The organism is Pseudomonas caricapapayae (genome assembly GCF_001400735.1).
GTDB classification, from domain to species: domain Bacteria; phylum Pseudomonadota; class Gammaproteobacteria; order Pseudomonadales; family Pseudomonadaceae; genus Aquipseudomonas; species Aquipseudomonas caricapapayae.
Genome location: NZ_LJPW01000069.1, coordinates 22,818 through 48,705, shown reverse-complemented (window position 1 = coordinate 48,705; position 25,888 = coordinate 22,818). Strand labels below are relative to the sequence as shown.

Annotated in this window: 21 protein-coding genes and 1 pseudogene; 12 read left to right on the top strand and 10 right to left on the bottom strand. The window is 59.0% G+C overall.

What is annotated here, in order from left to right; all coding sequences use genetic code 11:
* Positions 1-248 precede the first annotated feature (248 nt).
* From ALO80_RS11135 to ALO80_RS11125, 3 genes are all read left to right on the top strand, one after another.
* The gene (locus tag ALO80_RS11135) at positions 249-1,496 is read left to right on the top strand and encodes a 2-aminoadipate transaminase (RefSeq protein ID WP_055009047.1); all 1,248 of its coding nucleotides are present in this window, start codon (positions 249-251) and stop codon (positions 1,494-1,496) included.
* 23 nt (positions 1,497-1,519) lie between these two features.
* A complete protein-coding gene (gene hglS / locus ALO80_RS11130) occupies positions 1,520-2,908 on the top strand; it encodes a 2-oxoadipate dioxygenase/decarboxylase HglS (protein ID WP_055009046.1) in 1,389 nt (462 codons plus the stop codon).
* A 495-nt stretch (positions 2,909-3,403) separates the two neighbouring features.
* Positions 3,404-4,732 carry a DUF3100 domain-containing protein gene (locus tag ALO80_RS11125; RefSeq protein WP_055009045.1) on the top strand — a complete coding sequence of 443 codons (1,329 nt, stop codon included), beginning with the start codon at positions 3,404-3,406 and terminating at the stop codon, positions 4,730-4,732.
* 12 nt (positions 4,733-4,744) lie between these two features.
* On the opposite strand, the gene ALO80_RS11120 is transcribed toward ALO80_RS11125, so the two are convergent.
* On the bottom strand, positions 4,745-5,656 hold the full coding sequence (locus ALO80_RS11120; RefSeq protein ID WP_054987785.1) for a LysR substrate-binding domain-containing protein: 912 nt from the start codon (positions 5,654-5,656) through the stop codon (positions 4,745-4,747).
* 128 nt (positions 5,657-5,784) lie between these two features.
* Between ALO80_RS11120 and ALO80_RS11115 the strand changes: the two genes are divergently transcribed.
* Complete coding sequence (locus ALO80_RS11115) at positions 5,785-7,161, top strand: L-serine ammonia-lyase (protein WP_054987784.1); 1,377 nt, start codon at positions 5,785-5,787, stop codon at positions 7,159-7,161.
* A gap of 30 nt (positions 7,162-7,191) precedes the next feature.
* Here ALO80_RS11115 and ALO80_RS11110 read toward each other — a convergent pair whose 3' ends face one another.
* Positions 7,192-7,827, bottom strand: coding sequence for a LysE family translocator (locus tag ALO80_RS11110; protein WP_055009044.1), 636 nt, complete (start codon positions 7,825-7,827; stop codon positions 7,192-7,194).
* Between the two features lie 6 nt (positions 7,828-7,833).
* Positions 7,834-8,616 carry a YqcI/YcgG family protein gene (locus ALO80_RS11105; RefSeq protein WP_055009043.1) on the bottom strand — a complete coding sequence of 261 codons (783 nt, stop codon included), beginning with the start codon at positions 8,614-8,616 and terminating at the stop codon, positions 7,834-7,836.
* A 150-nt stretch (positions 8,617-8,766) separates the two neighbouring features.
* On the opposite strand from ALO80_RS11105, the gene ALO80_RS11100 reads away from it, so the two are divergent.
* Positions 8,767-9,693, top strand: a complete 927-nt coding sequence (locus ALO80_RS11100; protein ID WP_055009060.1) for a LysR substrate-binding domain-containing protein — start codon at positions 8,767-8,769, stop codon at positions 9,691-9,693.
* Between the two features lie 185 nt (positions 9,694-9,878).
* Here ALO80_RS11100 and ALO80_RS11095 read toward each other — a convergent pair whose 3' ends face one another.
* From ALO80_RS11095 to ALO80_RS11085, 3 genes are read right to left on the bottom strand one after another with little or no spacing between them, the layout of a single operon-like run.
* Entirely contained in the window at positions 9,879-11,036 is a 1,158-nt protein-coding gene (locus tag ALO80_RS11095) for a M20 aminoacylase family protein (RefSeq protein WP_055009042.1), read from the bottom strand.
* Between the two features lie 4 nt (positions 11,037-11,040).
* Positions 11,041-12,558, bottom strand: coding sequence for an aldehyde dehydrogenase family protein (locus ALO80_RS11090; protein WP_055009041.1), 1,518 nt, complete (start codon positions 12,556-12,558; stop codon positions 11,041-11,043).
* Between the two features lie 3 nt (positions 12,559-12,561).
* The gene (locus tag ALO80_RS11085) at positions 12,562-13,452 is read right to left on the bottom strand and encodes an NAD(P)-dependent oxidoreductase (protein ID WP_055009040.1); all 891 of its coding nucleotides are present in this window, start codon (positions 13,450-13,452) and stop codon (positions 12,562-12,564) included.
* 173 nt (positions 13,453-13,625) lie between these two features.
* Here ALO80_RS11085 and ALO80_RS11080 point away from each other — a divergent pair, with 173 nt between their 5' ends.
* Entirely contained in the window at positions 13,626-14,531 is a 906-nt protein-coding gene (locus ALO80_RS11080; RefSeq protein WP_055009039.1) for a LysR family transcriptional regulator, read from the top strand.
* A 101-nt stretch (positions 14,532-14,632) separates the two neighbouring features.
* Positions 14,633-15,868 (top strand): zinc-dependent alcohol dehydrogenase, encoded by a 1,236-nt coding sequence (locus tag ALO80_RS11075; RefSeq protein ID WP_055009038.1) that lies wholly within the window; start codon positions 14,633-14,635, stop codon positions 15,866-15,868.
* A gap of 236 nt (positions 15,869-16,104) precedes the next feature.
* Here ALO80_RS11075 and ALO80_RS11070 read toward each other — a convergent pair whose 3' ends face one another.
* Together ALO80_RS11070 and ALO80_RS11065 are read right to left on the bottom strand one after the other, a co-directional pair.
* Positions 16,105-16,836, bottom strand: coding sequence for an aspartate/glutamate racemase family protein (locus ALO80_RS11070; protein WP_055009037.1), 732 nt, complete (start codon positions 16,834-16,836; stop codon positions 16,105-16,107).
* A 10-nt stretch (positions 16,837-16,846) separates the two neighbouring features.
* Positions 16,847-17,566 (bottom strand): GntR family transcriptional regulator, encoded by a 720-nt coding sequence (locus tag ALO80_RS11065; protein WP_055009036.1) that lies wholly within the window; start codon positions 17,564-17,566, stop codon positions 16,847-16,849.
* Positions 17,567-17,911: 345 nt separating this feature from the next.
* On the opposite strand from ALO80_RS11065, the gene ALO80_RS11055 reads away from it, so the two are divergent.
* The 5 genes and pseudogenes from ALO80_RS11055 (at position 17,912) to ALO80_RS32520 (ending at position 24,129) form a co-directional block, all read left to right on the top strand.
* Entirely contained in the window at positions 17,912-19,363 is a 1,452-nt protein-coding gene (locus ALO80_RS11055; protein ID WP_055009034.1) for an NCS1 family nucleobase:cation symporter-1, read from the top strand.
* Between the two features lie 332 nt (positions 19,364-19,695).
* Positions 19,696-21,771, top strand: coding sequence for a hybrid sensor histidine kinase/response regulator (locus tag ALO80_RS11050; RefSeq protein ID WP_055009033.1), 2,076 nt, complete (start codon positions 19,696-19,698; stop codon positions 21,769-21,771).
* Position 21,772: 1 nt separating this feature from the next.
* Positions 21,773-22,096 carry a hypothetical protein gene (locus ALO80_RS11045; protein WP_055009059.1) on the top strand — a complete coding sequence of 108 codons (324 nt, stop codon included), beginning with the start codon at positions 21,773-21,775 and terminating at the stop codon, positions 22,094-22,096.
* 137 nt (positions 22,097-22,233) lie between these two features.
* Positions 22,234-23,274 (top strand): annotated as a pseudogene (locus tag ALO80_RS32525) (HAMP domain-containing protein); the annotation flags it as partial.
* Positions 23,275-23,289: 15 nt separating this feature from the next.
* Positions 23,290-24,129, top strand: a complete 840-nt coding sequence (locus ALO80_RS32520; protein ID WP_408003283.1) for a methyl-accepting chemotaxis protein — start codon at positions 23,290-23,292, stop codon at positions 24,127-24,129.
* Positions 24,130-24,184: 55 nt separating this feature from the next.
* Here ALO80_RS32520 and ALO80_RS32300 read toward each other — a convergent pair whose 3' ends face one another.
* Positions 24,185-25,216, bottom strand: a complete 1,032-nt coding sequence (locus ALO80_RS32300) for a methyl-accepting chemotaxis protein (protein ID WP_055009031.1) — start codon at positions 25,214-25,216, stop codon at positions 24,185-24,187.
* A 285-nt stretch (positions 25,217-25,501) separates the two neighbouring features.
* Positions 25,502-25,861: a hypothetical protein gene (locus tag ALO80_RS11030; RefSeq protein WP_235812472.1), complete on the bottom strand. Its 360-nt coding sequence runs from the start codon at positions 25,859-25,861 to the stop codon at positions 25,502-25,504.
* Between the last annotated feature and the right edge of the window lie 27 nt (positions 25,862-25,888).

Genomic DNA, 25,888 nt, shown 5'->3' with positions numbered 1-25,888 from the left:
ATTCTCCTGTCATGAAACGGTGGAAATCACTGATGAACCCAGTATTGATCCAGTCAGGGCCGACTCACAAACGACGTTTTTGAAAAACATGATTCCATTTAGGAATGAACTTCTTGCTGTCTACAGCAGCGAAAGACACAACATCGGGAATTATTGGAATGACCCGGTGATTTTATTTCGTTTGCGAGCGTTGCCCGATGTTTGCTTGGATAAAGCCATCATGATCACCCGGAGTCAGGGCCAGGCCGATGAGCGAACACATCAGCGAATCCATTTCGTTTGTCCACAGCATGACGCTGTCTCACGGCCGCAATGCCGAAGTCTGGGACACCACCGGCAAGCGCTATATCGACTTTGTCGGCGGCATCGGGGTGCTCAATCTGGGGCATTGCAACCCACAGGTGGTCAAAGCCATTCAAGACCAGGCGACAAAACTGACTCACTACTGCTTCAACGCCACGCCTCACGATCCGTATATCCGCTTCATGCAGCAGCTGACGCAGTTCGTACCGGTGAGTTACCCAGCGAGCGGCATGCTCACCAACAGCGGTGCGGAAGCCGCGGAAAATGCCTTGAAAATAGTGCGCGGTGCGACAGGTCGCACGGCTGTCATTGCGTTCGACGGCGGCTTTCACGGGCGAACCCTGGCGACCCTGAACCTCAATGGCAAGGTTGCGCCCTATAAACAGAAAATCGGTGTGCTGCCCGGCCCGGTATTCCACATTCCGTTCCCCAGCAAGGACAATGGCGTTTCTACCGAGCAAGCACTCAAGGCCCTGGACCGGCTGTTGAGCGTCGAGATCGATGTCCACGATGTAGCCTGCATCATCTTCGAACCGGTCCAGGGCGAAGGCGGCTTTCTGGCCATGGAGCCTGATTTCGCCCAGGCGATGCGAGCGTTCTGCGATGAACATGGCATTGTGCTGATCGCCGACGAAATCCAGTCCGGTTTCGGTCGCACCGGGCAGCGCTTTGCGTTCACCCGTCTGGGCATCGAGCCGGATCTGATCCTGCTGGGCAAAAGCATTGCCGGTGGTATCCCGTTGGGTGCCGTGGTCGGCCGCAAGCCGTTACTGGACAACCTGCCCAAGGGCGGGCTGGGCGGCACCTATTCCGGCAACCCGATTGGCTGCGCTGCAGGCCTTGCTTCGCTGGCGCAGATGACTGATGCCAATTTGTCCGCGTGGGGTGAACAGCAGGAAAACGCGATCGTTGCGCGCTACGACGCCTGGCAGGCGAGCAAGCTGTATCCCTGTCTGGGCAGGCTGACGGGCGTGGGCTGCATGCGCGGTATCGAACTGATCACGCCCGAGGGCAAACCCGGCACACGCCAGCTTGCCGATCTGCTTGGCCTGGCCAGAGAGGCCGGTCTGTTATTGATGCCCAGCGGCAAGGCGCGGCACATTGTCCGCCTGCTGATCCCGCTGACCGTCGAGCCCGAAGTGCTGCACGAAGGGCTGGATATTTTCGAGCGTTGCCTGGCAGCGCTGGCTTGACACCGTACGGAGAAAACACCCTGATGAGCACAGCACGCTTTGCCGACCCGGACCAGATCCGCGCGGGCTTCTCGCGCGCCATGTCGCACATGTACAAGCACGAGGTGCCACTCTACGGCACGCTGATGACGCTGGTGAGCGAAGTCAATGAGCAGGTCATGAGCCACAACAGCGACGTGCTCGACAGCCTGCGCCAGACCGGTGAAATTCAGCGCCTGGACATGGAGCGTCATGGCGCGATTCGCGTCGGTACGGCACAAGAGCTGGCCACCCTCGCCCGCCTTTTCGCGGTGATGGGCATGCAGCCGGTGGGTTATTACGACCTGACGGCAGCCGGTGTGCCCGTTCACTCCACGGCCTTCCGCGCCGTGCATGAGCATGCCTTGCAGGTCAGTCCGTTTCGCGTATTTACCTCGCTGCTGCGCCTCGAGCTGATCGACAGTGACAGCCTGCGCGAGTTTGCCAGTCAGGTGCTGGCCAGACGCAGTATCTTCACGCCCGGTGCCCTGACGCTGATCGAAAAGCATGAAACGGATGGCGGGTTGAGCGAAGCAGATGCAGCGGAGTTCATTCAACAGGCGCTGGAAACCTTCCGCTGGCACAACACCGCGACCGTTTCGCTCGACGAGTATCAGATGCTCAGCGCCCAGCATCGACTGATTGCCGATGTAGTGGCGTTTCGGGGCCCGCACATCAACCACCTGACTCCCCGCACGCTGGATATCGACGCGGTGCAAAGCGGCATGCCCGGTAAAGGCATCACGCCCAAGGCGGTGGTCGAGGGGCCCCCGCGTCGCCAGTGTCCGATTCTGCTGCGCCAGACCAGCTTCAAGGCGCTTGAAGAACCGATCACGTTCATGGGTCAGGCTGGCAATCAGTCCGGCAGTCATACAGCACGTTTCGGCGAGATCGAACAACGCGGCGCAGCACTGACGCCCAAAGGCCGCGCGCTGTATGACCGGCTGCTGAACGAGGCGCGCGACGAGCTGGGCGAATTTCCCTGCGAAGCCAATGCGGTGCGCTATGCCGGGCTGCTGGAAAAGACTTTTCAGGCGTTTGCGGACAGTCACAGTGAAATGCGCGCACAGGATTTGGCCTATTTTCGCTACTTTCCGACACCTGAAGGTATTGCGGCCCGCAAAACCGGCGATCTGGAGCAACTGATTGAAGCCGGCCATGTGCGCTTCGAGCCGTTGGTGTACGAAGACTTTCTGCCGGTCAGCGCGGCGGGCATTTTCCAGTCCAACCTGGGTGACAACGCCCAGGCGCAGTACGCAACGAATTCGAATCGGCAGGATTTCGAGCGGGCACTGGGGTGTCGAACACTTGATGAACTGGACCTGTATGCAGATACCCAACGGCGTTCCCTGCAAGCGTGTGCCGAGGCACTGGGGCAGGCGGCACTGGCCTGACCTCGGATGCGCACGCAGAGCGTCAGCACGATAGCCGAGATTATCGTTGCGCACGCTCCAGCGTGGCAATGCAGATCGCGGCGCGCTGCGTCGCAATGAGGACGTGCAGCGTCCTGAACGGCAGCGTCGCACGATAGTCTGGTCAGATCGTTTTCAGCCCCCTTCTGTGTTCTGTTTAACGCAACGATAAATAAAATTCGCAATATTGGTGTGCAACCTCGTGCTATGCATACTGCGATTGCGTGTGGACAGCAAAGTGCCGTATTCAAAGGCTCATCCCTTCAAATAGCGCACCCTGTAATGCCCCTGCAAAGGCTCGAAGCAGCCTGAGTCCGGATCACTTTCGGACTTCATAAAAATACTCGGCCGGACAACGGTCACCATGACTTCATGGACTTTCCAACGCTGCCCTGGCGCTTCACCGCGCCGACCTGAAAAACAGAATAACGATTGATAAGGCCTGAAAAAGGCCATTCAGCAGGCAAGGGGATCATCATGCAAAACTCACACGCTGCAGTGTCGGGCGATAACCAGGCTGATTCATCGACAGTGAAGCTGTATGTCTGGGCCGCCGTTATCCTCATCATCGCCGAAATGATCGGTGCCATCAGTATCCCGCTGGGCCCCGGCAAGGTGGTGTTGTTGCCGATGGTCTGGGCGCTGGTGCTGGGCGCGATGATCGGCATTGCCAGTCGCCGCATGCCGGGCACCATTGGCATCGACCATGGTACGCAACTGCGGTCGGCCTCTATCCTGCAACCCGCCCTGCTGATTTTCATCGCTAAACTCGGTCTGGTCGTCGGCGGCTCGCTGCCGGTGGTATTTGCCTCGGGGTGGGCGCTGGTATTTCAGGAGTTCGGCCATTTTGTCGGCACCGTGGTGCTCGGCCTGCCGGTCGCGTTGCTGTTGGGTATCAAGCACGAGGCGGTCGGCGCGACCTTCTCGGTCGGCCGCGAGCCCAGTCTGGCGATCATCGGCGAGCGCTACGGCATGGACTCACCGGAAGGCCGCGGCGTACTGGCCGAGTACCTGACCGGGACCCTGTTCGGTGCGCTGTTCATTGCTATCGTTGCCGGCTTTATCGCCAGCCTGGGGATCTTCCATCCCAATTCGCTGGCGATGGGTTCAGGCATTGGCTCGGGCAGCATGATGGCCGCTGCTGCAGGCGCGATCGCTGCGCAGCAGACGCCGGAAGTTGCCAAGGAAGTCATGACGCTGGCGGCGGCGTCAAACCTGATCACCACCACCATCGGCACTTACTTCACCCTGTTCATTTCCCTGCCGCTGGCGGTCTGGGGTTATCGGGTACTTGAGCCGCTGATAGGCCGTACTACCAAAGCGTCAATGAGCGATGAAGGCCTGCGCCACAGCGATGTCTCGCTGGAGGTCCCGGAGCTGGGCTGGTCGGGCAAGATCAGTGCGTGGCTGGCGGCCGGTGCATTGGCGTTGATTGCCAACTATGTCGGTTACAAGACGCTGTCGGCCGATGCATTCACCGGAATGGGCATCATGATTTTCTGCGCCTTCGTGGGTGAAGCACTGTGCAACCTGATCCGCCGAAAGATCCCGGCCGTGTGCATGGTCTCGCTGGTGGCAATGTTCATGACCTCGCCGGCCTGCCCCTGGGCAGCCGAGATCGCCCGAATGACCAGCTCGATCAATATGCTGGCGGTCATTACCCCGATGCTGACGTTTGCCGGCCTGTCGATTGCCAAGGATCTACCGGCCTTCCGTCGTCTGGGCTGGCGGATTGTGCTGGTGTCATTCCTTGCCAACTTCGGCACCTTCATCGGTGCGGTGCTGATTGCCGAGATGTTTCATTGATTCCGGAGCGGACTAGATCACTGCTTCGCTCACCAGCCAGTCATGCACGGCTCGGCGTGCCGGAGTAGTGAGCGCACCCTCACGATAGGCCAGGACGTATTTCTTCCTGGCCTTGATCGGATGCCCGAAGGGTACGATCAGCAAACCTTGCTCCAGCTCGTCCGTAATCAGCGCCTTGCGGGCAATCGCCACGCCCATGCCCATGCGCGCGGCGTCGATGGTCAGGTGGTTGCGGTTGAACGTGTGGCCGCGGCGCACATCAATGCCGTCAGCGCCGATGGCGGTCAGGTAGAACTCCCACTCTGCATACTCATAGCTGCCGCGCCAGGCGGTGATATCGTGCAGCAACGGAAAATGCACCAGCTGACTGGGCGTGTCCAGCGGCGGCTTGTCCACCAGCAGGCTGGGCGAACAGACCGGAAACAACTCTTCTTCCAGCAAGGGCGTGGTCGACAGCCCTGGATAGCTGCCGTCATTCAGGTCGATGGCCAGATCGAAATCGTCGTCACGCAACGAGCCGCTGCTGTCTTCGGCGATGATCCGTAACTGGATGTCCGGAAATGCTTCCTGCAGACGCGGCAGGCGCGGCATCAGCCACTTGCTGAGAAACGAAGGGATGCAGCGCAATTTGAACACCCCGCCGATACGCCCGGAGTAGAGCAGGCGCAGTTCTTCGCTGATGCGGCTCTGCACTTCGTTGGCGACCACCGCCAGGCGCTGACCTTCTGCGGTCAGTTCCAGCCCGCGTCCGACCCGGTGAAACAGCGCGAACCCTAGGCGCTCTTCCAGCTGGCGCATCTGCTGGCTGATGGCACCGGGCGTGACGTGCAGCTCTTCCGCACAGCGGGTGAAGGAAAGGTGTCGGGCCGCGCAGGCGAACACCTGTAACCAGGCGTGCATCTGTGCGTTGAAGATTCTGCTCATTGAAGAGTTCCGCTAAAGCGTTGCATAGCAACAATCGTTTGTCGTTTCGACAGGCGAAGCCAAAGATAAAGACCAGAAAGAGGGAGTCTCCAACTCCCCTGCATCATCTCATTTGAAGGACCTCCGTGATGGCCATCAGCGTCTTCGACATGTTCAAAATCGGCATAGGGCCGTCCAGTTCCCACACCGTCGGGCCGATGCGCGCCGGGGCACTGTTCGTGACCGAGCTGCGCAACCAGGACCGGTTGCATAGCGTAGAACGGATCGAGGTGCGATTGTACGGTTCTCTTTCGGCCACCGGCATCGGCCACGGCAGCGACCGGGCAACGGTGATGGGCCTGATGGGCGAATGGCCGGACCAGATCGATCCCAGCCTGGTCAACCAGCGCATTGATGCATTGCGTGCCGATAACCAGCTGATGCTCGCTGGCGAACAGGCCATCACATTTGTCTGGGAACGAGACATGTGCCTGCTCGACGAAAGCCTGCCGTACCACCCCAACGGCATGACGCTGTGTGCCTACGGCAAGACCGGCGAAGTGTACGAGCAAACCTACTATTCGGTAGGCGGCGGCTTTGTGATCGACGCCGAACAGGCGGCCAGCGGTGTGCTGGACAGCGATACCACCGTCCTGCCCTATGACTTTTTCAGCGGTGCGCAATTGCTGAAACTGTGCAAGACCCATGGCATGAGCATCTCCGAGCTGATGATGGCCAACGAGAAAGTCTGGCGCAGCGAAGAAGAAATACGCGAGAAAATCATGGTTATCTGGGCGGCGATGCGCGCCTGTGTAGACAAGGGCCTGCTTGAAACCGGCATCCTGCCTGGTGGGTTGAATGTACGTCGTCGCGCCTATCGCCTGCATCAGAGCCTGCAAAACCTCGATAACCCGAACGTGATCGGCTCGACCCTGAGCGCGATGGAGTGGGTCAACCTGTTCGCCCTGGCAGTCAACGAGGAAAACGCGGCCGGCGGGCGCATGGTCACAGCGCCCACCAACGGCGCGGCGGGCATCGTGCCTGCAGTGCTGCATTACTTCATGAAATTCAAACCCACCGCCAATGACGATGACGTGGTGCGCTTTTTCCTGAGCGCCGCAGCAGTCGGCATTCTGTGCAAGAAAAACGCGTCCATTTCCGGGGCTGAAGTCGGTTGTCAGGGTGAAGTAGGGTCAGCCTGCGCAATGGCTGCCGCTGGCCTGGCGGAAATTCTCGGCGCGACCCCCGAGCAGGTGGAGAATGCTGCCGAGATTGGTCTGGAACATAACCTGGGGCTGACCTGCGATCCGGTCGGCGGGCTGGTGCAGATTCCCTGCATCGAACGCAATGCGATTGCCGCCGTGAAGGCGATCAACGCCGCACAAATGGCCCTGCGCGGCGACGGTGAGCACTTTATCTCCCTGGACCACGCCATCCGCACCATGCGCGATACCGGCGCGGACATGCACGACAAATACAAGGAAACCTCACGCGGCGGACTGGCTGTCAATCTGATCGAGTGCTGAGCGCACCGGCTTGTGTCACCGGTTCGACGATTACTGGCTCAGCAGCGTCGAACCCGAATAGAAAATCCCGGCCAGTGCGATCAGCAGCAACGTTACGCTGGAAACAACTTCGATCTTGCGCTTGTACTTCAACGCCAGTTTCTGGCGCATGAGGAAGATGTAAGCGAACAGAATCGACAGATCAATGATGATCCACAGCACCGACAGCAATGCGATGCTGCCCTTGAACGACTCGGTCACGTTAATGAACTGCGGGAAAAACGAGACGAAGAAAATGATGTCCTTCGGATTGGAAATCCCAACCAGAAAGCCGGTTATCAGCCCGCTGTGCCTGCTGCGCGCTGGCAGCGGCGATGTTTCAGACCGGGACGGCACGTAACGCAACGCCTGCTCCAGCGCCTGCACCGACAGATAAGCGATAAAGAAGCAGCCGATCAGGCTGATCCAGTTGAGCAGGGTCACGCTCACCGACAGTGTCCCCGTCAGGATCAAGGCCGCGACCAGCACCAGCACCAGAGAGGCCCAGTTTGTGCCCAGCGCCGTCAGTATCGCGCGCTTCGGCCCGCACGCCAGGCTGGTATTGACGATCAGCGCCACCACCGGACCAGGGGTAATGATCAGCATGAACACACTGAACATGTAGATCAGCAGCAACGATATATTCATGGGTACTTAACGCTCATTCAAATGGTCAGTCTTGTCGACTTTGATATGCAAGGGGCACTTGGACAATGCCAGCCCGCCCTCCTCATATAGCTGGTACTGCTTCCACTCAAGGCTGTTCCGATCGCCGAAAAAGCCCAGCGTGTCCGGTACGACACCGTTGTTGTAACTAGCGATTCGCTGACGGATCCTCTCCCTGATCTTGCGACCACTGTCCGTCTCGGCGCTTGCCACCTCGTCAAAGTTCTCCCGAGGGTTGACCACAAACACAATATGCCCACCCAGCGAGCGGCTTTTCATCGCGGTGTGGCGCGCAAAGCTCATATTGATGAACAGGGGCAGACCGGCAAAGTGGTAGGTCCACTCGAACGTCTCCGGGTCTGTGCTGGCACCGGCGGGCCAGGGTGAGCGGTCATCGTTGTGCAAATGCTGCAACGTGGCCCATGCATAGGCCTGCTCTTCGGCCAGGCTGTTGAAATCGTTCTTCTCGAAAATGACGATCAGCGGGTTGAACAGACGCTCTTCAAGTGGCGTGTCATTCACGAACCTCACATATTCTTGCAGGCCGGCACACAGCGTTTGCCGGTCATGCTCAACGGGTATGAACAGCAGCAGACAACTTCCGGACTTATTCGCCCGCCGTCCAAACAGACAGGGAAACCCTTTGTCGCTCAGCACCTGCTCGAATTGCCTGTAAGCCTGAACTTTCCAGTCCGGTTCAAGAGCGTTACCACTTTCCAGCACACGTCTCACAACGGATTGACGCAACAGCATTTCGGACTTGGGCAGCATATTCCCTCACGCACGCAGCAGATAAGGACACCGCCTTGTTATTGGTTTTTTACGACAGTGACGAGCGGGCGATTCTGACCGGTGACGCGGGCGCGGAAAAATGGAAAAAGGTGTAACCTACTATGACAAATAATCATGGTTAGTTATCGCATGACCGAGCGAATCCCGCCTCTTTACGCACTCCGAGCCTTTGAAGTAGCAGCCCGATCATGCTCATTCACACGTGCTGCCCAAGAGCTTTCACTGACTCAGAGCGCCATCAGCCGGCATATTCGTACGCTGGAAGAGACCCTGGGCTGCCGGTTATTCGAGCGCAAGGGACCGAGGCTCTGGTTGAGTGATGAGGGTCGGCGACTGTCCAGTCAGCTCAAGATCGGCTTTCGGATCATCGAAGATGCCTGCCAGCCATTTCGCGGTCAGGGCGCGAATCTGCGTCTCAAGTCACCGTCCACTCTGACCATGAGGTGGTTGCTGCACGCACTGGAATCCTTCAAGCAGTCCACCTCTGCTCTGCCGGTTCAGCTCTCCAGCGTGTGGATGGACTTTGACAGCGTGGACTTCTATTCGGAGCCTTTCGACTGCGCGATTCTGCTGGGCAATGGCAACTTCGGTGCAGAGGTCGAAACCTGCAAACTGTTTGACGAGTGGCTGATTCCAATCTGCTCGGCAGACACCCTGGGCAAGCAGCCATGGGGGCCGGAGCGGCTGCAGGCTGCTGAACTCATCCATCCGTCCAGCGACCGTCGGGACTGGCGGCGCTGGCTGAACCGAATGGACCTCGCAGGTCAGGTAACGTTGAGCAAAGGCAAGGTATTCGACACGCTGGATCAGGGAATCACTGCTGCGGTAAGAGGGCATGGCGTGTCGATCGGCGACTTGTTCCTGGTCGCTGATGACATCAACGAAGGTCAGGTTTTTTTGCCATTCGACTCGGCTGTCGGCACTGGGGATGCCTACTACCTGGTGTGGTTGCAGGACAGTTTCAAGCGCCAGCGGGTCATGGAGCTGCGCGACCATCTGCTGACCTGCCTGCCGGACATATCCGGCATCACCGTGGAGTTGCTCACCGCGCCTTGATTCCTCGTCAGCCGTCAGGCGCACGCTGCTTTTGCTATCGTTCCCATGCGCCGTGTGGCCATGCATTTCGTGACGCTCTGCGTCACACAGCTCTGCAAGTCAGTGAGATTCAGGCCCGGCTTCGTCGGATTCCTTCGCCCTGACACTGACGTCGCGCTCTGCGTCGTCAGTGTCATCGTGATCACTCAACTCACCGGCAAACACTGCTCCACCAGCGCTGTCCACACTGCAACACCAGGTTCAATCACCTGATCGTTGAAGTCGTAGTACGGGTTGTGCAACGCCGCCGACGGTTGCTCGCCATCGACACCCATCCAGATGTATGCACCCGGGCAGGCGTGCAGCATGAAAGCGAAGTCTTCGGAAGCCATGGACGGGTTACAGCCCCATTGCACGTTGGTCTCCCCCACCGCTGCGACTGCAGCACGCCGGACCGTGGCGGCGGCGTCGACATGGTTTTCGGTCACCGGGTAACCGACGTTGTAAACCAGCTCGCCGCGCACGCCGAACGCCGCCGGCAAACGCTCGACGAACTCGCCGATCAGTCGCTGAACCTTCTCGCGTACCGGCGTTTGCAGGCAGCGCACGGTGCCCCGCAGGGTGGCGGTTTCCGGTAGGACATTGATGGCTTCACCGGCATTGAACTGAGTGATGCTGACCACCGCCGAATCCAGTGGCGACAGACGCCGGGAGACGATGGTTTGCAGCCCGAGTACCAGTTCGGCCGCCGCCACGATCGGGTCATTGCCTTTGTCCGGCATGGCCGCATGGCTGCCTTTGCCGGTCAGGGTGATCTCGAAAGTGTCCAGTGACGCCATCATCGGCCCCGGATTGATCACCACCTTGCCCGCAGGCACGCCGGGCCAGTTGTGCAGGCCGTAAATGGCATCCATCGGGAAACGCTCGAACAGGCCGTCTTCGATCATTCGTTGCGCGCCGCCCAGGTTCTCTTCGGCAGGCTGGAAAACGAAATGCACTGTACCGCGAAACCGGCGAGTCTCCGCCAGATGCCGGGCGGTGGCGAGCAGGATCGCCGTGTGGCCATCGTGTCCGCAGGCGTGCATGCAGCCTTTGTGTACCGACTTGTGAACGCTGTCGCCCAGCTCCTGAATCGGCAGGGCATCCATGTCGGCACGAATGCCGATGGTCGGGCCGTCGCCGTTGCGCAGGGTGCCGACCACGCCAGTACCGCCCAGACCGCGGTGCACCTCGATACCGAAGCTGCTCAGCAGATCCGCCACCTTGTCCGAGGTTTTCAGCTCCTGGAACCCCAGTTCCGGCGCGGCATGAATCGTACGGCGCCAGACAGTTGCTTCATCGATCAGTGTCTTTGAAATGGGCATGTGTTTACTCCAGACTCGCGCCGTATCCAAAACTGGCGGCAGGCTTGGCGGCAGTTTCGACCCAGACGCTTTTCACTTCACTGTACTCACGCAGGGCATCCAGACCGGAAGAACGGCCATAGCCACTCTCACCATAGCCGCCAAACGGCGAGCTGACGTGAATAGTCTTGTAGCCGTTGACCCAGAACGTCCCGGCACGCACCTGCCTGGCAACGCGATGAGCGCGACCGACGTCACGGGTCCAGACACCACCCGCCAGACCGAAACGGCTGTCGTTGGCGATACGGATCGCATCTTCTTCGTCCTTGAACGGAATCGCCACCACCACCGGACCGAAGATTTCTTCCTGCGCGCAATGCAACTCGTTGGTACCTGCCAGCACGGTTGGATTGATGTAGTAACCCGGTTTTTCCGGGATCGGATCAGCGTGCTCGCCAACCAGTCTCGCGCCGTCTTTCAGCGCCTCCTCGACCATGCCTTTCACGTGGTTGTATTGCCTGGCGTTGTTGATCGGGCCGATCTGGGTTTCCGGGTCGCTCGGATCGCCGACCTTGAACTGCGTCGCTGCCACTGCCAGGGCATTGGTGAACTTCTCGAAAATCGACGCTTGCACCAACAGCCGTGAACCGGAGACACAACTCTGCCCGGCACCGGAAAAGATCGCCGCCTGAGCACCGCGCAAGGCCACCTCCAGATCGGCATCGTCGAATACGATGTTGGCTGACTTGCCACCCAGCTCCAGCACCGCCGGAATGCAGCGCTGTGCCGCAGCCACAGCGATATGCCGACCGGTCGCCGGCGAGCCGACGAACACCACCTTGCGAATATCGGCCTTGGCAATGAACGCCTGGCCGATGGAATGACCGAAACCGGCGATCACGTTGACCAGCCCTTTCGGCACCCCGGCACGCTCGATCAGCACACCGACGATCAGCGAGCTGAGCGGCGTCAGCTCCGAGGGCTTGAGAATGACTGCGTTGCCCGCCGCAATCGCCGGGGCTATCTGCCAGCCACACGTGAAAACCGGCGCGTTCCAGGGCGTGATCTGCAACACGGTGCCGAGCGGTTCGTAGGTCACGTAATTGAGGTGCGTGGTCGGCACCGGGATGATCTCGCCGTGAAGCTTGTCCGCCCAGCCAGCGTAATACTCAAACATCTCGGCGACCTTGAGCACTTCGACGCGGGCGTCACGGATCGGTTTATTGGCGGTCAGGGATTCGATCTGCGCAAGGCTTTCCAGTTCTTCGCGAATCAGACTGCCCACCTGGTACATGGCGCGGCCTCGCGCCTGAGCGGTCAGCGCCCACCAGTGATGTTGCGCAGCTTTTGCCGCGTTGTCGGCGACTTCGACCAATGACTCGTCAGCGTCCGGGAAGCTCAGCAGCAGGCTGTCGTCATGGGCATTGCGCACTTCGACCGGCGCGCCGTGACCTTCGATGAATTGGCCGCCGACGTAGCTGGCGACGACACTCCGATCGCCCCAGTAAGGGCGCATCAATTCGAGGATTCTTGCAGTGCTCATCGCTTATTCTCCATGACCGTAAAGTTTGCCATCGGTGCGTTGCACAATGGCGCAGAAGTCTTCGGTGTCTGCCAGGGTTTCACTGCTGGCCTTCCACAATTGGGCGACAACGCGCGACAGCGGCAAGTCCATGTCGAGGCTGTCCGCCAGATCACTGGCCAGGCCAACGTCCTTGCGCATCAGGCCCATGGTGAAACCGGAGTCGTACGCCTTGTTGAGCACCCAGGTCGGGAACATGACTTGCGTGGCACCGCTACGTCCGGAACCCGCGTTCAGACCCTGCAGCAGTTTTTCCGGGTCGACACCTGCGCGTGCCGCCATCGCGACGGCCTCTGCGGTGCTGATCAGGTGACAGGCCGCCAGCATGTTGTTGGCAATCTTGGCCACGTTGCCAGCGCCACATTGCCCGACATGCACGCGGGTCCCGCTCATGCCTTCCAGAACCGGCATGGCGCGTGCCAGGTCGGCGTCCTCGGCACCGATCACCATCGACATGGTGCCGGTGGCGGCACCTTTCGGGCCGCCAGACACCGGCGCGTCGATGAATGCGATGCCGTTCTTCGCCAGTTCGGCGGCGACCTTACGGCTCATTTCCGGCGTCGAGGTCGTGGTATCGACCACGATCAAACCCTTGCGACCGAACTCGCTGATGCCACCCGCGCCCAGACACACCGACTCCACGTGCTCGGCCTTGGGCAGCGACAGGATCAGAATGTCCACGTCCTGAATCAGTTGCTTACGGTCGGCAACCGGCTTGACGCCTTTGCTTTCGGCCTGGTCCAGCGCCATCTGTGACAGGTCGAAGCCGCTGACATCAAAACCCTTGCTTGCCAGCGTGGCAGCCATGCCACGGCCCATGTTGCCCAATCCGATCACACCTGCTTTCAAAGTCATGTCTGCATCCCGGTCAAAGGTTTTTGTACGAATTCGAGAATGACGCTGCAGGCCTTATCGACCGGCAATGTGCTGATGATTCGAGTATGGACAGCGCTCTACCCTCTCAGCAATAATCCTGAAATCGAATTTATGTTGCCTTCAACGCAACACTGAACCTCCGCAGGAACCCTATGAGCCTGGTGCAAGATCGACGCATCCTGTATTTCTTCGAAGCGGTGCGGCTGGGCAGCGTCAGGGCTGCCGCCGACTATCTCAACGTGGCACCCTCGGCTGTCAGCCGCCAGATCGCGCAACTGGAACAGGAACTCGGCTCGCCACTGCTCGAGCGCCACCGCCGCGGCGTCAAACCCACTGAAGCAGGTGACAAGGTACTGGCCTATTACCGTCAGCGGCTGACTCAGCAGGAGGTCTTGCTGGATTCGATTCAGGCGCTGAAGGGCCTGCACAGCGGTTCGGTAACTCTGGTGTCAGGAGAGGGCTTTCTTGAAAGTCTCGCCCAGCCGCTGGCGCGGTTTTCCGAGTTGTACCCGCGCATCGAGCTGATCGTGAACGTGTGCGGCAGCAATGAGGTGATTCGTCAGGTGGTCGAGGACGAGGCGCATATCGGCCTGGTCTTCAACCCCGCCGCCGACCCGAAAATCCGCTCTCACGCTCATCAGCGCAAACCCGTGTGCGTCATCACCGCCCCCGATCATCCGCTTACCCAAGCGCACGCTCCGATTGAGCTTCGTGCCCTTGAACACTACCGTATCGCGCTGCCAGCGGTGTCTTACGGTATCCGCCAGATACTGCTGCAAGCCGAACACCAACTGGGCATTACGGTGCAGCCGACACTGACCTGCAGCACCTTCGCCATGCTCAAGCACTTCGCCATGCAGGGCGGCGTCACACTGCTGCCGACCTTTGTTGTGGAAGAAGAAATAAAAGCCGGGAAACTGCGCGCCCTGCCGTTGCAGCACGAGGTGTTCAGCAGCCCGCAGACTCATTTGATCAGCCGGCTGGGCCGTCAGCTGAGCGTCGGTGCCAACCGTCTGATGGGCATGCTGTTGCAGGACATGACGGCGTTTCGCAATTGACCTACCGTTAGTCCTGCGTCGACCAATCACGCTGAACCAACAAAATCCTCGTGGTTCATCTTCAGTACGGACAGAACTTCTGCTGCTACTGAGGATTAATCATGAGAGCTTTGACTTACCACGGCGCGAACAGTGTGAAGGTCGACACGGTGCCGGACCCGGAAATACAAGAAGCCGACGACATTATTCTGAAAGTCACCGCGACCGCGATCTGTGGCTCAGACCTGCACCTGTATCGCGGCAAGATCCCCACGGTGGAACACGGCGATATCTTCGGTCATGAGTTCATGGGCATCGTCGAGGAGACCGGCTCGGCAGTGACCGCCGTGCAGAAAGGTGATCGCGTCGTGATCCCTTTTGTCATCGCCTGCGGCAGCTGCTTTTTCTGCAACCTCGACCAGTTCGCCGCCTGTGAAACCACCAACACCGGACGCGGCGCAATCATCAACAAGAAGTCCATTCCGCCAGGAGCAGCACTGTTCGGCTTCAGCCATCTGTATGGTGGCGTCCCAGGCGGCCAGGCTGAATACGTGCGCGTGCCGAAGGCCAACGTCGGCCCATTCAAGGTACCGGGCACTCTGGCTGACGAGAAGGTCCTGTTTCTCTCCGACATTCTGCCTACTGCCTGGCAGGCGGTGACCAATGCGGGAATAGGACCTGGTTCAAGCGTTGCCATCTATGGGGCTGGCCCGGTGGGCCTGATGAGTGCCGCGTGCGCGAAAATGCTCGGTGCCGAGAAGATATTCATGGTCGATCATCATCCGTATCGTCTGGCCTACGCTCAGAAAACCTACGGTGTGATCCCGATCAATTTCGATGACGACGATGACCCGGCCGACACCATCATTCGTCAGACCGCCGGCATGCGTGGCGTGGACGGTGTGGTGGATGCCGTGGGTTTCGAAGCCAAGGGCAGTACGACCGAGACCATCCTGGCTACGCTGAAACTGGAAGGCAGCAGCGGCAAGGCATTGCGTCAGTGCATCGCAGCAGTCAGACGTGGCGGCGTGGTCAGTGTGCCGGGGGTTTACGCCGGCTTTATCCACGGCTTCATGTTCGGCGATGCGTTCGACAAAGGGCTGACGTTCAAAATGGGCCAGACCCACGTCCATCGTTTCATGCCTGAATTGCTGGAACACATCGAAGCAGGTCGACTTGAACCCGAAGCCATCATCACCCACCGCATGTCGCTGGAAGATGCGGCGAAAGGTTACAAGTTGTTCGACAAGAAGGAAGAGGATTGCCGCAAGGTGATTCTGACGCCTGGCAACAACACTATTGTGCTGCCGGATACCACAACCGAAGCGTTGATCGCGGGTGGCGTGCCGGCCATGTGAGGCGCATGCCCGGCGTTGCTTCGCGCCGTTCAAGATCGGACGCAGAGCTTCCAGAAGTGCGCTACCACGAGGCGCGTGGGAGCAACAGCCAAGCGCTGCGTCGCACGACAGCAGTCGTAGAGCTCATCGTTCCCTACGCTCCAGCGTGGAAATGCCGTTCTGGACGCTCCGCGTCCGATCTCTGTGGCGCGGAGCATCACCCAAAGCGTGCGTCAGTGCCTTTCTGGACGCACATTTTATCGGCTCAGGTAGGCAAATCGGCCCTTGAAAGGTTTGCCAATGGGGTCGGCCAGGTCGCCGTGTTTGCTGGTGCTCAGCCCCAGATCCACCAGCGATTCAGCCAGTTTCACCGCCGCAGCCACGCCGTCGATGACCGGCAGGCCAATCGCTTCGCTCAATTGCCGGCCCAGATCCGCCATGCCGCCGCAGCCCAGCACAATGGCGCCTGCCCCTTCGTCATCACGGGCGCGACGGGCCTGTTCGGCCATGGATTCGATCAGCTCAGGCCCGCTCTCCTCCAGCGCCAGCACCGGCAGGTCGATAAAGCGCACCGAAGTACACAACTCACTGAAGCCATAACGCTGCAGCAAATGCTCGGCAATGATTCGGGTACGGCTCAGCGTCGTCACCACTGCAAAACGGGTCGAAATCAGACTGGCCATATGAAACGCCGCTTCGGCGATGCCGATCACCGGTGCGCTGGCGTACTCGCGGGCTGCCAGCAGGCCAGGGTCGCCGAAGCAAGCGATGATGTGCGCGTCAATCTGCTGTTCACGCCCCCTGCGCACTTCTTCCAGCACGCCGAGGGTCGCTATCGCTTCGTCAAAATGGCCTTCGATGGACACCGGGCCATCAGCCGGGCTGCAGGCGATGATCTGCGTCCCGGGGCGCGCAACCGCTTGCGCGGCCAGGCCGATCTTATGGGTCATGGCTTCGCTGGTGTTGGGGTTGATCACTTGAATACGCACCGGAACTCCTTCAGCGCCGTTTGAAAATGCTATGAAAATCCACTGCCTCGCCGCCCGGCGCATCGACATTCAGGCTGGCGCGGATGCGGCGCAAATGCTCGGCCATCCACTCGCGGGCCTGTTCGCCCTGCCCGGTTTCGAGCAAGGCCAGCAAGTCAACATGCTGGCCACACTCACAGCCGACACTGCGCCGCGAACCGTACACCGCCACTATCAGCGAGGAACGCGTAGTGAGCTGCGCAACTTGCTCGGTCAAGACCTGGTTACCTGCCAACGCGCTCAGTTGCACGTGAAAGCGGGCCGACAATTGAATCGCTTCGCTGTGACGCCCGGCATGTTGCGCCTCATGCTCCTGATCGCAGAGCGCGCGCAATGACTCCAGGCGCTGACCGCTGACCCTCGTGGCTATATCCGCCATCAGCGCAGGTTCGATGAGTTGCCTGGCACCCAGTACATCCTGCGCCTCCTGCGCCGACGGTTGCGCGACCTCCGCGCCGCGCTTGGGACGCAAGGTCACCAGTCGCTCCAGCGCCAGACGCTGCAACACCTTGCGAATGCCGGTCCGGCTGATGTCGAACACTTCAGCCAGCGCGTCCTCGGGCAAGCGAGTGCCCGGCGCAAGGCGATGCTCGACGATGGCTTCAAGCACATGCTGGTAGATCTGTTCGTCACGACCTTTCTCATCGGCAGCGGGCGTCAGGAACAACGGAGTACTGGCAGATCGACTCATCACTTCACATCACTTTTTTACCCGGATCGTATACAGGAATAGTGCCTGATCCAGTCGATGATGAGTAGCGCTATCTGAACCCTCTGCCAACTGCAAAAACCTGCAAACCTCATGAAGCTCGCACTATAAATGAGCAAAAGCGCCCTTTTTACGTGCACATCGGACTGCGTGGCGAACATGTCCGCCGCGCCCGCCTTACCTTCGCAAAGCGCCATCCGACAAAGCATGGATCAATTCCCGGTCTTTGAAAAAATCGAATGGCACATCTTTTGCGTACACGATCGTATACAAAAAAACCGTTGATCGTACTCCGATCCCGTCACGACTCACCAAGGGAGTAGCGCCATGACAGACCCACGCCCGGTCGGGTACAGCCCGCGCCTGCACAACCATGATCTGGGGCCGCTGCCGCAGAAATGGACCTGGTACAACATTCTGGCGTTCTGGATGAGCGACGTGCACAGCGTCGGCGGCTATGTCTTTGCCGCCAGCCTGTTTGCTCTGGGTCTGGCCAGCTGGCAGGTGCTGATCGCATTGCTGGTCGGTATCTGCATCATTCAGGTGATTGCCAATCTGGTCGCCAAACCCAGCCAGCAGGCTGCCGTGCCCTACCCGGTCATCTGCCGCCTGGCCTTCGGCGTTTTCGGGGCCAACATTCCTGCAATCATTCGCGGGCTGATCGCAGTGGCGTGGTATGGCATTCAAACCTATCTGGCATCCAGCGCACTGGTAATCGTGGTGCTGCGTTTCTTTCCGGAACTCGCCGCCTATCAGAACGTGACCTTTCTCGGGCTGTCGTGGCTGGGCTGGTTCGGCTTTCTGGCGCTGTGGGTGGTGCAGGCCGCAGTGTTCTGGACCGGGATGGAGTCGATCAGACGCTTCATCGACTGGGCCGGCCCTGCCGTTTATGCGGTGATGTTCGCGCTGGCAGGCTGGATTGTCTGGCGTGCAGGCTGGGATAACATCAGTTTTACCCTGGCTGAAAAAGAGTTGTCCGGCTGGGCAGCGTTCGGGCAAGTCGTCATGGCTATCGCACTGGTGGTCTCGTATTTCTCCGGCCCCACCCTGAACTTCGGTGATTTCAGCCGCTATTGCCGCAGTATGGCTGACGTGCGGCGCGGCAACTTCTGGGGTTTGCCAGTGAATTTTCTGGCGTTTTCATTGGTGACGGTGGTGATTGTCTCGGGCACGCTGCCCATTTTCGGTGAAATGATCCACGACCCAATCGCTACCGTAGCGCGCATCGATAACACCACTGCCGTGCTGCTTGGCGCATTCACCTTCGTGACCGCCACTGTCGGCATCAATATCGTCGCCAACTTCGTTTCCCCGGCCTTCGACTTCGCCAACGTAGCCCCCAGCCGCATCAGTTGGCGTGCAGGCGGCATGATCGCTGCGGCGGCGTCGATTTTCATCACACCCTGGAATCTGTTCAACAATCCTGAAGTGATTCATTACACCCTGGATGTACTGGCGGCCTGCATCGGCCCGCTGTTCGGCATCCTGCTGGTGGATTATTACCTGATCAAGAAACAGCAGATTGACGTTGACGCCTTGTTCGATGACACACCGAGCGGTCGCTACTGGTACACCAATGGCGTGAACTGGATAGCGGTCAAGGCGTTGGTGCTGACGGCGCTGGTCGGTCTGTGCTTCACCTTCGTCGAATGGTTCAAGCCCATCGCCAACTTCGCGTGGTTTACCGGCTGCATTCTGGGCGGCGCAGTGTTTTACGCGATGACACGCTGGTCGCCTGAGCAAGTTGCCAACATGCCTGCACCCGTCGGCCAGAACTGATAAACCCGACAGGCGCTGGACACTTGCCGAATCCAGCGCCTGAACGCCGCACAAACACCTGTCCCCTTACAAAATCCAGTGCTTGCAGGTACGCCGGCAAGCCCGGTATGACCTGAAAACCCGTCCCTGCCTGATCAGCAGAAAATAATGCCCGCCCCAAATGATATTAATTTAATATCACCCTCAATCCCGAACATTGAATGATCGAGTGTCATTGATCGGCTTTTAGTGTCCGGGACACAAAATAGAATAAATTTTGTACAACTTTCAGGCCGCTGCGCTGCCCTATGACTGAGTCTTTGTGAACCAGGCGTTCAAGTGGGTCGATAGTAATGAGCAATGATGTTTCCGGCGGCATGCCATTCGCCCCCCAGCCACTCCTTCCCTCAGCGCAGGAAACCGCCGAGCGGCTGCAACTCGCTCTGGATTCAGGCGCGGTCGTCGGCACTTGGGTGTGGGACATCATTGATGATCGCCTGACAGGCGATGAGCAGTTTGCCCAGACCTTCGGTCTGTGCCCGAAACTATGTGCCAAAGGGCTCCCATTGGAGCTGGTGACAGCGTCCATTCATCCTGACGACTCACGCAGGGTCGACAAGGCCATCGAAGAGGCACTGCTCGGCAGCGATACCTACCGATGCGAATACCGGGTTCTTCATCAGGACGGCGTTTATCGTTGGGTTGAAGCCAGCGGGAAAATTGAACGCGATGCTCACGGCAAGCCTGTTCGCAGCCCGGGCGTGCTGCTTGACATAGACAGCCGGCGTGCCGCCGAAGCCGAGCGGGATCGCTTGAACGAACTGCTCAAAATATTCACTGCTGCAGTTCCAGGCGTTGTCTACGCCAAGGATCTGGAGGGCAGAATGCTGGTCGCCAACCGCGGCACTGCCGAGCTGATCGGCAAGCCGCCCGAGTTTTTCATTGGCAAGACGGATCTGGACTTTCTGGATGACAAGGAGCAAGCGCGGATCCTGATGGAAACCGACCGCCGGATCATGCAGAGCAACGTCAGCGAACAGATTGAAGAGCAGGTAAACCTGGCTGATGGCTCTGCAGCGGTATGGCTGTCGACCAAAGCGCCACTGACCGACGGCAACGGCGAAGTCATCGGTCTTATAGGCTCCTCTATCGATGTGACGGCACGCAAAAGAGCCGAAGAAGCCGTCAGGGAACTCAACCAGACGCTGGAACAGCGCATCGAACAAGCCGTTTTCGAACGCGAGCAGATAGAAGATGCTTTGCGCCATTCGCAGAAGATGGACGCCGTCGGCCAGCTCACAGGTGGCATCGCACATGACTTCAATAATTTGCTGGCGGGCATTTCGGGCAGTCTGGAACTGATTACCAAACGACTGGCTCAGGGACGTGTGGGCGATGTAGACCGGTACGTGTCAGTCGCTCAGGGGGCCGTACGCCGTGCGGCTTCGCTGACCCACCGGTTGCTGGCATTTTCGCGCCGCCAGAATCTTTCCCCGCGAGTGACCGACGTGAATATGCTGATCCATGACATGGAAGAAATGATCGCACGCACCGTCGGCCCGGAAATAGATATAAAGGTGGTCGCCCAGAATGACCTGTGGCCTGCGCTGATCGACCATGCCCAGCTCGAAAGCTCCTTGTTGAACCTGTGCCTGAACGCCCGTGACGCAATGCCGAATGGCGGACGCATCATCATCGAAACCGCCAATGCTTCCATTGAGGAGTGCACCGACCCGGATCACGGGGTTCCTGCTGGCGAGCACTTGAGCATCCGCATTACCGACACCGGCATAGGCATGACCCCCGATACAGTCGCCAAAGCCTTTGAACCATTCTTCACCACCAAACCCATCGGCGCCGGCACAGGCCTGGGTCTATCGATGGTCTACGGTTTTGTCCGCCAGTCCGGTGGCCAGATCCGCGTCGAGTCGGTCGAAGGTCAGGGCACCAGCGTGGTGATGCACCTGCCGCGCTACATCGCTGAAAACGCTCCACATATTCGCGAACCCGACGTCACTGAAGAGCCGGTGCACCACACTGGCGAAACGGTGCTGGTCGTTGATGACGAACCCTCGGTCAGGATGCTCGTTGCGGAAGTGATTACCGGCCTGGGCTACCACTGCCTGGAAGCAGCCGATGCTCAATCCGGCTTGCAGATCCTGCAATCGGACACCCGCATTGACCTGCTGATCAGTGACATCGGCCTGTCAGGCGGCATGAATGGCCGGGAAATGGCCGATGCAGCAGGCGATTACCGGCCGGGGCTGCCTACATTATTCATCACGGGTTACGCCAAGACCTCAGTCCTGGACGACTGCCACCTGCGACCTTGTACGCAAGTGCTGACCAAACCTTTCGGGCTGGACACGCTTGCCGGACGTGTGACCGGTCTGATCGGCGCAGATGCTGTCGCTCGAGGCTATTCATAACGTGAATCCAGGCACGCCCGACGGTCGGTATTTCGTGGTCAAGGGACAACTCTGGCGCTGCTCCAACCCGTCATTAAGCGAAGACGTTCGGCAGCAGCTGGTTGACCAGCTCATGACCGCACGCCGCGCCGTCAGGGCTGCCAAGGCTAGCGGCGACCCCGAGGCGCTGAAAACGGCGCGGGCTGCGGTCGACCAGGCCAAAGTTGCACTGGGTGAACGCGGCGAAGTCTGGTGGACCGACGGGGCCGAGGATTTCAATCGGCGCAAAGTGACGAATACGCCTTATGCGCAGTGGTATCTGGACTTGAACAATCCCGCCAACTGAAGCTGATCGCTCGTGGAGCTGTCCGGTCATTTATATGACACGCGACATTCATAAAAAAGAATCCCCGCCGATAACCCTCCAGCTTCATCTACGACCTGTGCCCTCTGCGCAACACCCCTCTAAAGGCCCATACCGGCATGACAAAATCGCTAAAATTCAGCCATAAAATCCTCTTGGCGGCGTCTCTCGTCGTGATCGCCGCATTCACCCTCTTCACGCTTTACAACGACTATCTGCAGCGCAACGCGCTTCGAGTGCAGCTGAAGGAAAACCTGAATCAGACTGGCGAAAGCACTGCGGGCAATATTCGCAGCTGGCTTTCAGGGCGGATTCTTCTGGTGGAAAACCTGGCTGAAAACGCATCGTCGCCACAGTCACAGTCCCCGGAAGCGCAGAATCTCGCCCTCGGCCAACCCACGCTTATCGCTACGTTCATGAGCATCTACGAAGGCAAACGTGACGGGTCCTTCGTCACCCAGCCGCCCGATGACATGCCGGCCGACTACGACCCCAGAACCCGGCCCTGGTATGTCGATGCCATTCGCGCAGGCAAAACGATCCTCACGGAGCCTTACCTGGATGCCGTGACCAAGGGCTTGATCGTGACCCTTGCGACACCGGTCAAAGGTACTTCAGGCGTGTCCGGTGTCATTGGTGGTGATCTGAGTCTGGAGATACTGGTGAAGATGATCAGCTCGCTACGGCTTCATGGGGACGGATATGCGTTCCTGGTCGACGCGAATGGTCGCATTCTGGTTCACCCGGACACCTCGCTGGTGATGAAGACGCTGGCCGAAGTCTACCCGGCGAATACGCCCGCATTGTCACAAGACCTCAGTGAAAGCCAGCATGCCGGAAAGGCTCAGATCGTTACGTTTGCTCACGTAGACGGGCTGCCCTCCGTGAATTGGTACGTGGGCGTGGCGATGGATAAAGAGATCGCCTACGCAGCACTGGGCGAGTTCAGAAATTCGGCCATTGTGGCGACGGTCATTGCCGTGGTGTTGATTATCCTGCTGCTGGGGATGCTCTTGAGCGTCCTGATGCGGCCGCTGAACCTGATGGGCCGCGCCATGCATGATATCGCTGCCGGCGAAGGCGACCTGACCAAGCGTCTGACCATTCAGAGCGAAGACGAGTTCGGGTATCTGGGCAACGGCTTCAACCTGTTCGTGGAACGCATCCATGACTCGATGCGTGAAGTGGCCTCCTCCACTGTACAGCTCAACGAAGTTGCTCTGCGGGTAGTGAACGCCTCCAACTCGTCAATGCTCAATTCCGATCAACAGTCCAACCGGACCAACAGCGTGGCCGCCGCCATTAATGAACTGGGTGCCGCGACCCAGGAAATTGCCCAGAATGCCGCGCGCGCCTCGGGCCACTCGAGCGACGCCCGCACGCTGGCTTCGGACGGCCAGGAAGTGGTCGGGCAGAACATCGCGGCCATGAGCCGTCTGTCCAGACGCATCAGTAACGCCAGTGAGCAGATTGAAACGCTTAATACAAAGACAGCCAACATCGGTCAGATCCTGGAAGTCATTACAGGCATCTCGCAACAGACAAACCTGTTGGCCCTTAACGCCGCCATCGAAGCCGCGCGCGCGGGTGAAGCCGGCAGAGGTTTCGCCGTAGTGGCCGATGAGGTCCGCAGCCTGGCCCACCGTACGCAGGAATCGGCGAGCCAGGTACAGGAGATGATCGAGCAACTGCAATCCGGCGCTCGCGAAGCAGTGGCGATCATGAACGAAAGTCAGCGCGAAAGCGTTGAAACAGTCGGCATTGCCAACAAGGCCGTTGCAAGCCTTGAGCACGTTACCGAACGCATCGGCGAAATCGACGGCATGAATCATTCGGTTGCCACGGCAACCGAAGAACAGACCGCCGTAGTGGAAGCGATCAACGTGGATATCACGGAGATCAATACCCTGAACCAGCAGGGCGTGGAAAACTTGAACGCCACCTTGCGTGCATGCAATGACCTTGAACAGCAATCCACCCGGTTGACGCAGCTGGTGGGGAGCTTCCGTCTATAACGTTCAAGAGCCGCTGCCGAAAAGGTTCGGCAGCGGCCCGATATATGCCGACAGGCTACGGAAGTTGCTGTTCAATCACCCCCAGCCATCCCATGCCAGGGTAAGTCTCAAAGCCCGGCGTCATTGAATACCCCTGAATACTGTTGTTGGGCAGCGTGCTGTAGCCGGTCGCCTGACCAGCCCTGGCGTGCAGCTCGACACGGTGGCCCAACGGGCTTTGCGGGTCGGAGCTGGCAATTACCTTGTGGCTGGCGTCGACCATCATCACTCGGGTGCGGGTACGTTCTTCGTCACTCAGGCGCACGCCCTGTATCACCGAGTCCGATTGATTCTGCCAGTCAAAGAAGATCCCGATGACGCCGATCACAGGTGAGTGTTTGCCAGCGTTGCTGCGCACAGCGGCACTGAACACGCAGGTTTGTGAACCGTTGAGCAAGGGCTCTACCGCCACTTCGCCAGCAAAGTACTGATCGCCCGACGAGTGCCGCACCGCCTGCTTGAACCAGGTCGCGTCGGTGACATCCGCACCGATAACCTTGCCGAAGGTGCCGGGCCTGCCGGAGGCAATCACACAGCCTGTGGTGTCCGCCACCCAGATATCCAGGTACACCGTATAGCTGTCCAGAATGACGCCAAGGCGCTCACTGGAATGAGCACGATTTTGCGGGGTTGGCGTCATCAGTACATCGACCAGCGACGCATCGGTCGCCCACCACAGAACATCGCACGTGCGCTCATACAGATTACGGTCGATGATTTCTATCAGGTTCAACGCGAGGTCTGCCAGTCGCTGGCCTCGCACATCAAAACACATGCCCTTGCCCAGTTCGGTGAGTTCATTGACCGACGCTTGAAGGTCCTGAGTGAGCCCACTGGCAATCTTCGAAATCTGCTCGGAGATATTCTTCACCTCCTCTGCCACCACTGCAAAACCTCGACCGGCCTTGCCTGCATGCGCCGCTTCGATCAGCGCGTTTATCGCCAGCAATCGGGTCTGGCGGGTAATCATCTGTATATCGCTGACGCCACGAGTCGCCAGAGACTCCACTTCACGGGACAAGGTCACAATGCGTTCGGGTTCGATCATTTTCTTTCTGCTTCAATGAGTTACCGTTGGCGGCAGCCATCGCACAATAGTTATGCGAAAACAGAGGGAAAGACGTCATCGTTTCAGGGGCGCGGAAGTCCAGGCTTCCTGTTTTTATCGACTGATGCCGATATGCCCTCAACACCGCTAATGTAGTTTTGAAGATCGGCGATCTGCAAGCACTCCGCAAACAAGGTTTGCAATACAGGCTTGCGGGGGCGTTTGCACGGGACGGTTGCAGCGTGAGTGCACACCATTAACAGCAGAAGTTTTCGGGCTGAGACCTTATCGATCCAGAGCTGCCTCGCCTGGCTCGGTAAGGCCGAGAATAATATGCTGCACATAGGGAAACGAGGGGTCATAGGGCAATACGGCACCTGAAATCAAAAGCCCCTCTTTCACCAGGCCATCAATTATCGCCATAAAGTCGCCTATTGCCGGAACCGTAGGCAGAACGCGTACCAGCCCCAGGTAAAGCTGGCCAGACGTCAGCTTTCTGCAACGTGCAAGATTAGCGCTGTGGACGATTTCCAGCACCGCCGACTCATCGAAAAAATGATCATTGCCCACAGCGACCTCCCGAACCATGACCAGCCCTCCAGCCGCGTCACGGGTTCCTGTATGAAGTATCAGGATGATGTTCATGACGATCAGAGCGGTACTGACCCTCTC

Excerpts from the sequence above, each read along its gene's own strand:
- ALO80_RS11135 (WP_055009047.1), top strand. The coding sequence starts at position 249 with ATGAGCGAACACATCAGCGAATCCATTTCGTTTGTCCACAGCATGACG.
- hglS (WP_055009046.1), top strand. The coding sequence starts at position 1,520 with ATGAGCACAGCACGCTTTGCCGACCCGGACCAGATCCGCGCGGGCTTC.
- ALO80_RS11125 (WP_055009045.1), top strand. The coding sequence starts at position 3,404 with ATGCAAAACTCACACGCTGCAGTGTCGGGCGATAACCAGGCTGATTCA.
- ALO80_RS11120 (WP_054987785.1), bottom strand. The coding sequence starts at position 5,656 with ATGAGCAGAATCTTCAACGCACAGATGCACGCCTGGTTACAGGTGTTC.
- ALO80_RS11115 (WP_054987784.1), top strand. The coding sequence starts at position 5,785 with ATGGCCATCAGCGTCTTCGACATGTTCAAAATCGGCATAGGGCCGTCC.
- ALO80_RS11110 (WP_055009044.1), bottom strand. The coding sequence starts at position 7,827 with ATGAATATATCGTTGCTGCTGATCTACATGTTCAGTGTGTTCATGCTG.
- ALO80_RS11105 (WP_055009043.1), bottom strand. The coding sequence starts at position 8,616 with ATGCTGCCCAAGTCCGAAATGCTGTTGCGTCAATCCGTTGTGAGACGT.
- ALO80_RS11100 (WP_055009060.1), top strand. The coding sequence starts at position 8,767 with ATGACCGAGCGAATCCCGCCTCTTTACGCACTCCGAGCCTTTGAAGTA.
- ALO80_RS11095 (WP_055009042.1), bottom strand. The coding sequence starts at position 11,036 with ATGCCCATTTCAAAGACACTGATCGATGAAGCAACTGTCTGGCGCCGT.
- ALO80_RS11090 (WP_055009041.1), bottom strand. The coding sequence starts at position 12,558 with ATGAGCACTGCAAGAATCCTCGAATTGATGCGCCCTTACTGGGGCGAT.
- ALO80_RS11085 (WP_055009040.1), bottom strand. The coding sequence starts at position 13,452 with ATGACTTTGAAAGCAGGTGTGATCGGATTGGGCAACATGGGCCGTGGC.
- ALO80_RS11080 (WP_055009039.1), top strand. The coding sequence starts at position 13,626 with ATGAGCCTGGTGCAAGATCGACGCATCCTGTATTTCTTCGAAGCGGTG.
- ALO80_RS11075 (WP_055009038.1), top strand. The coding sequence starts at position 14,633 with ATGAGAGCTTTGACTTACCACGGCGCGAACAGTGTGAAGGTCGACACG.
- ALO80_RS11065 (WP_055009036.1), bottom strand. The coding sequence starts at position 17,566 with ATGAGTCGATCTGCCAGTACTCCGTTGTTCCTGACGCCCGCTGCCGAT.
- ALO80_RS11055 (WP_055009034.1), top strand. The coding sequence starts at position 17,912 with ATGACAGACCCACGCCCGGTCGGGTACAGCCCGCGCCTGCACAACCAT.
- ALO80_RS11050 (WP_055009033.1), top strand. The coding sequence starts at position 19,696 with ATGAGCAATGATGTTTCCGGCGGCATGCCATTCGCCCCCCAGCCACTC.
- ALO80_RS32520 (WP_408003283.1), top strand. The coding sequence starts at position 23,290 with ATGCGTGAAGTGGCCTCCTCCACTGTACAGCTCAACGAAGTTGCTCTG.
- ALO80_RS32300 (WP_055009031.1), bottom strand. The coding sequence starts at position 25,216 with ATGATCGAACCCGAACGCATTGTGACCTTGTCCCGTGAAGTGGAGTCT.
- ALO80_RS11030 (WP_235812472.1), bottom strand. The coding sequence starts at position 25,861 with ATGAACATCATCCTGATACTTCATACAGGAACCCGTGACGCGGCTGGA.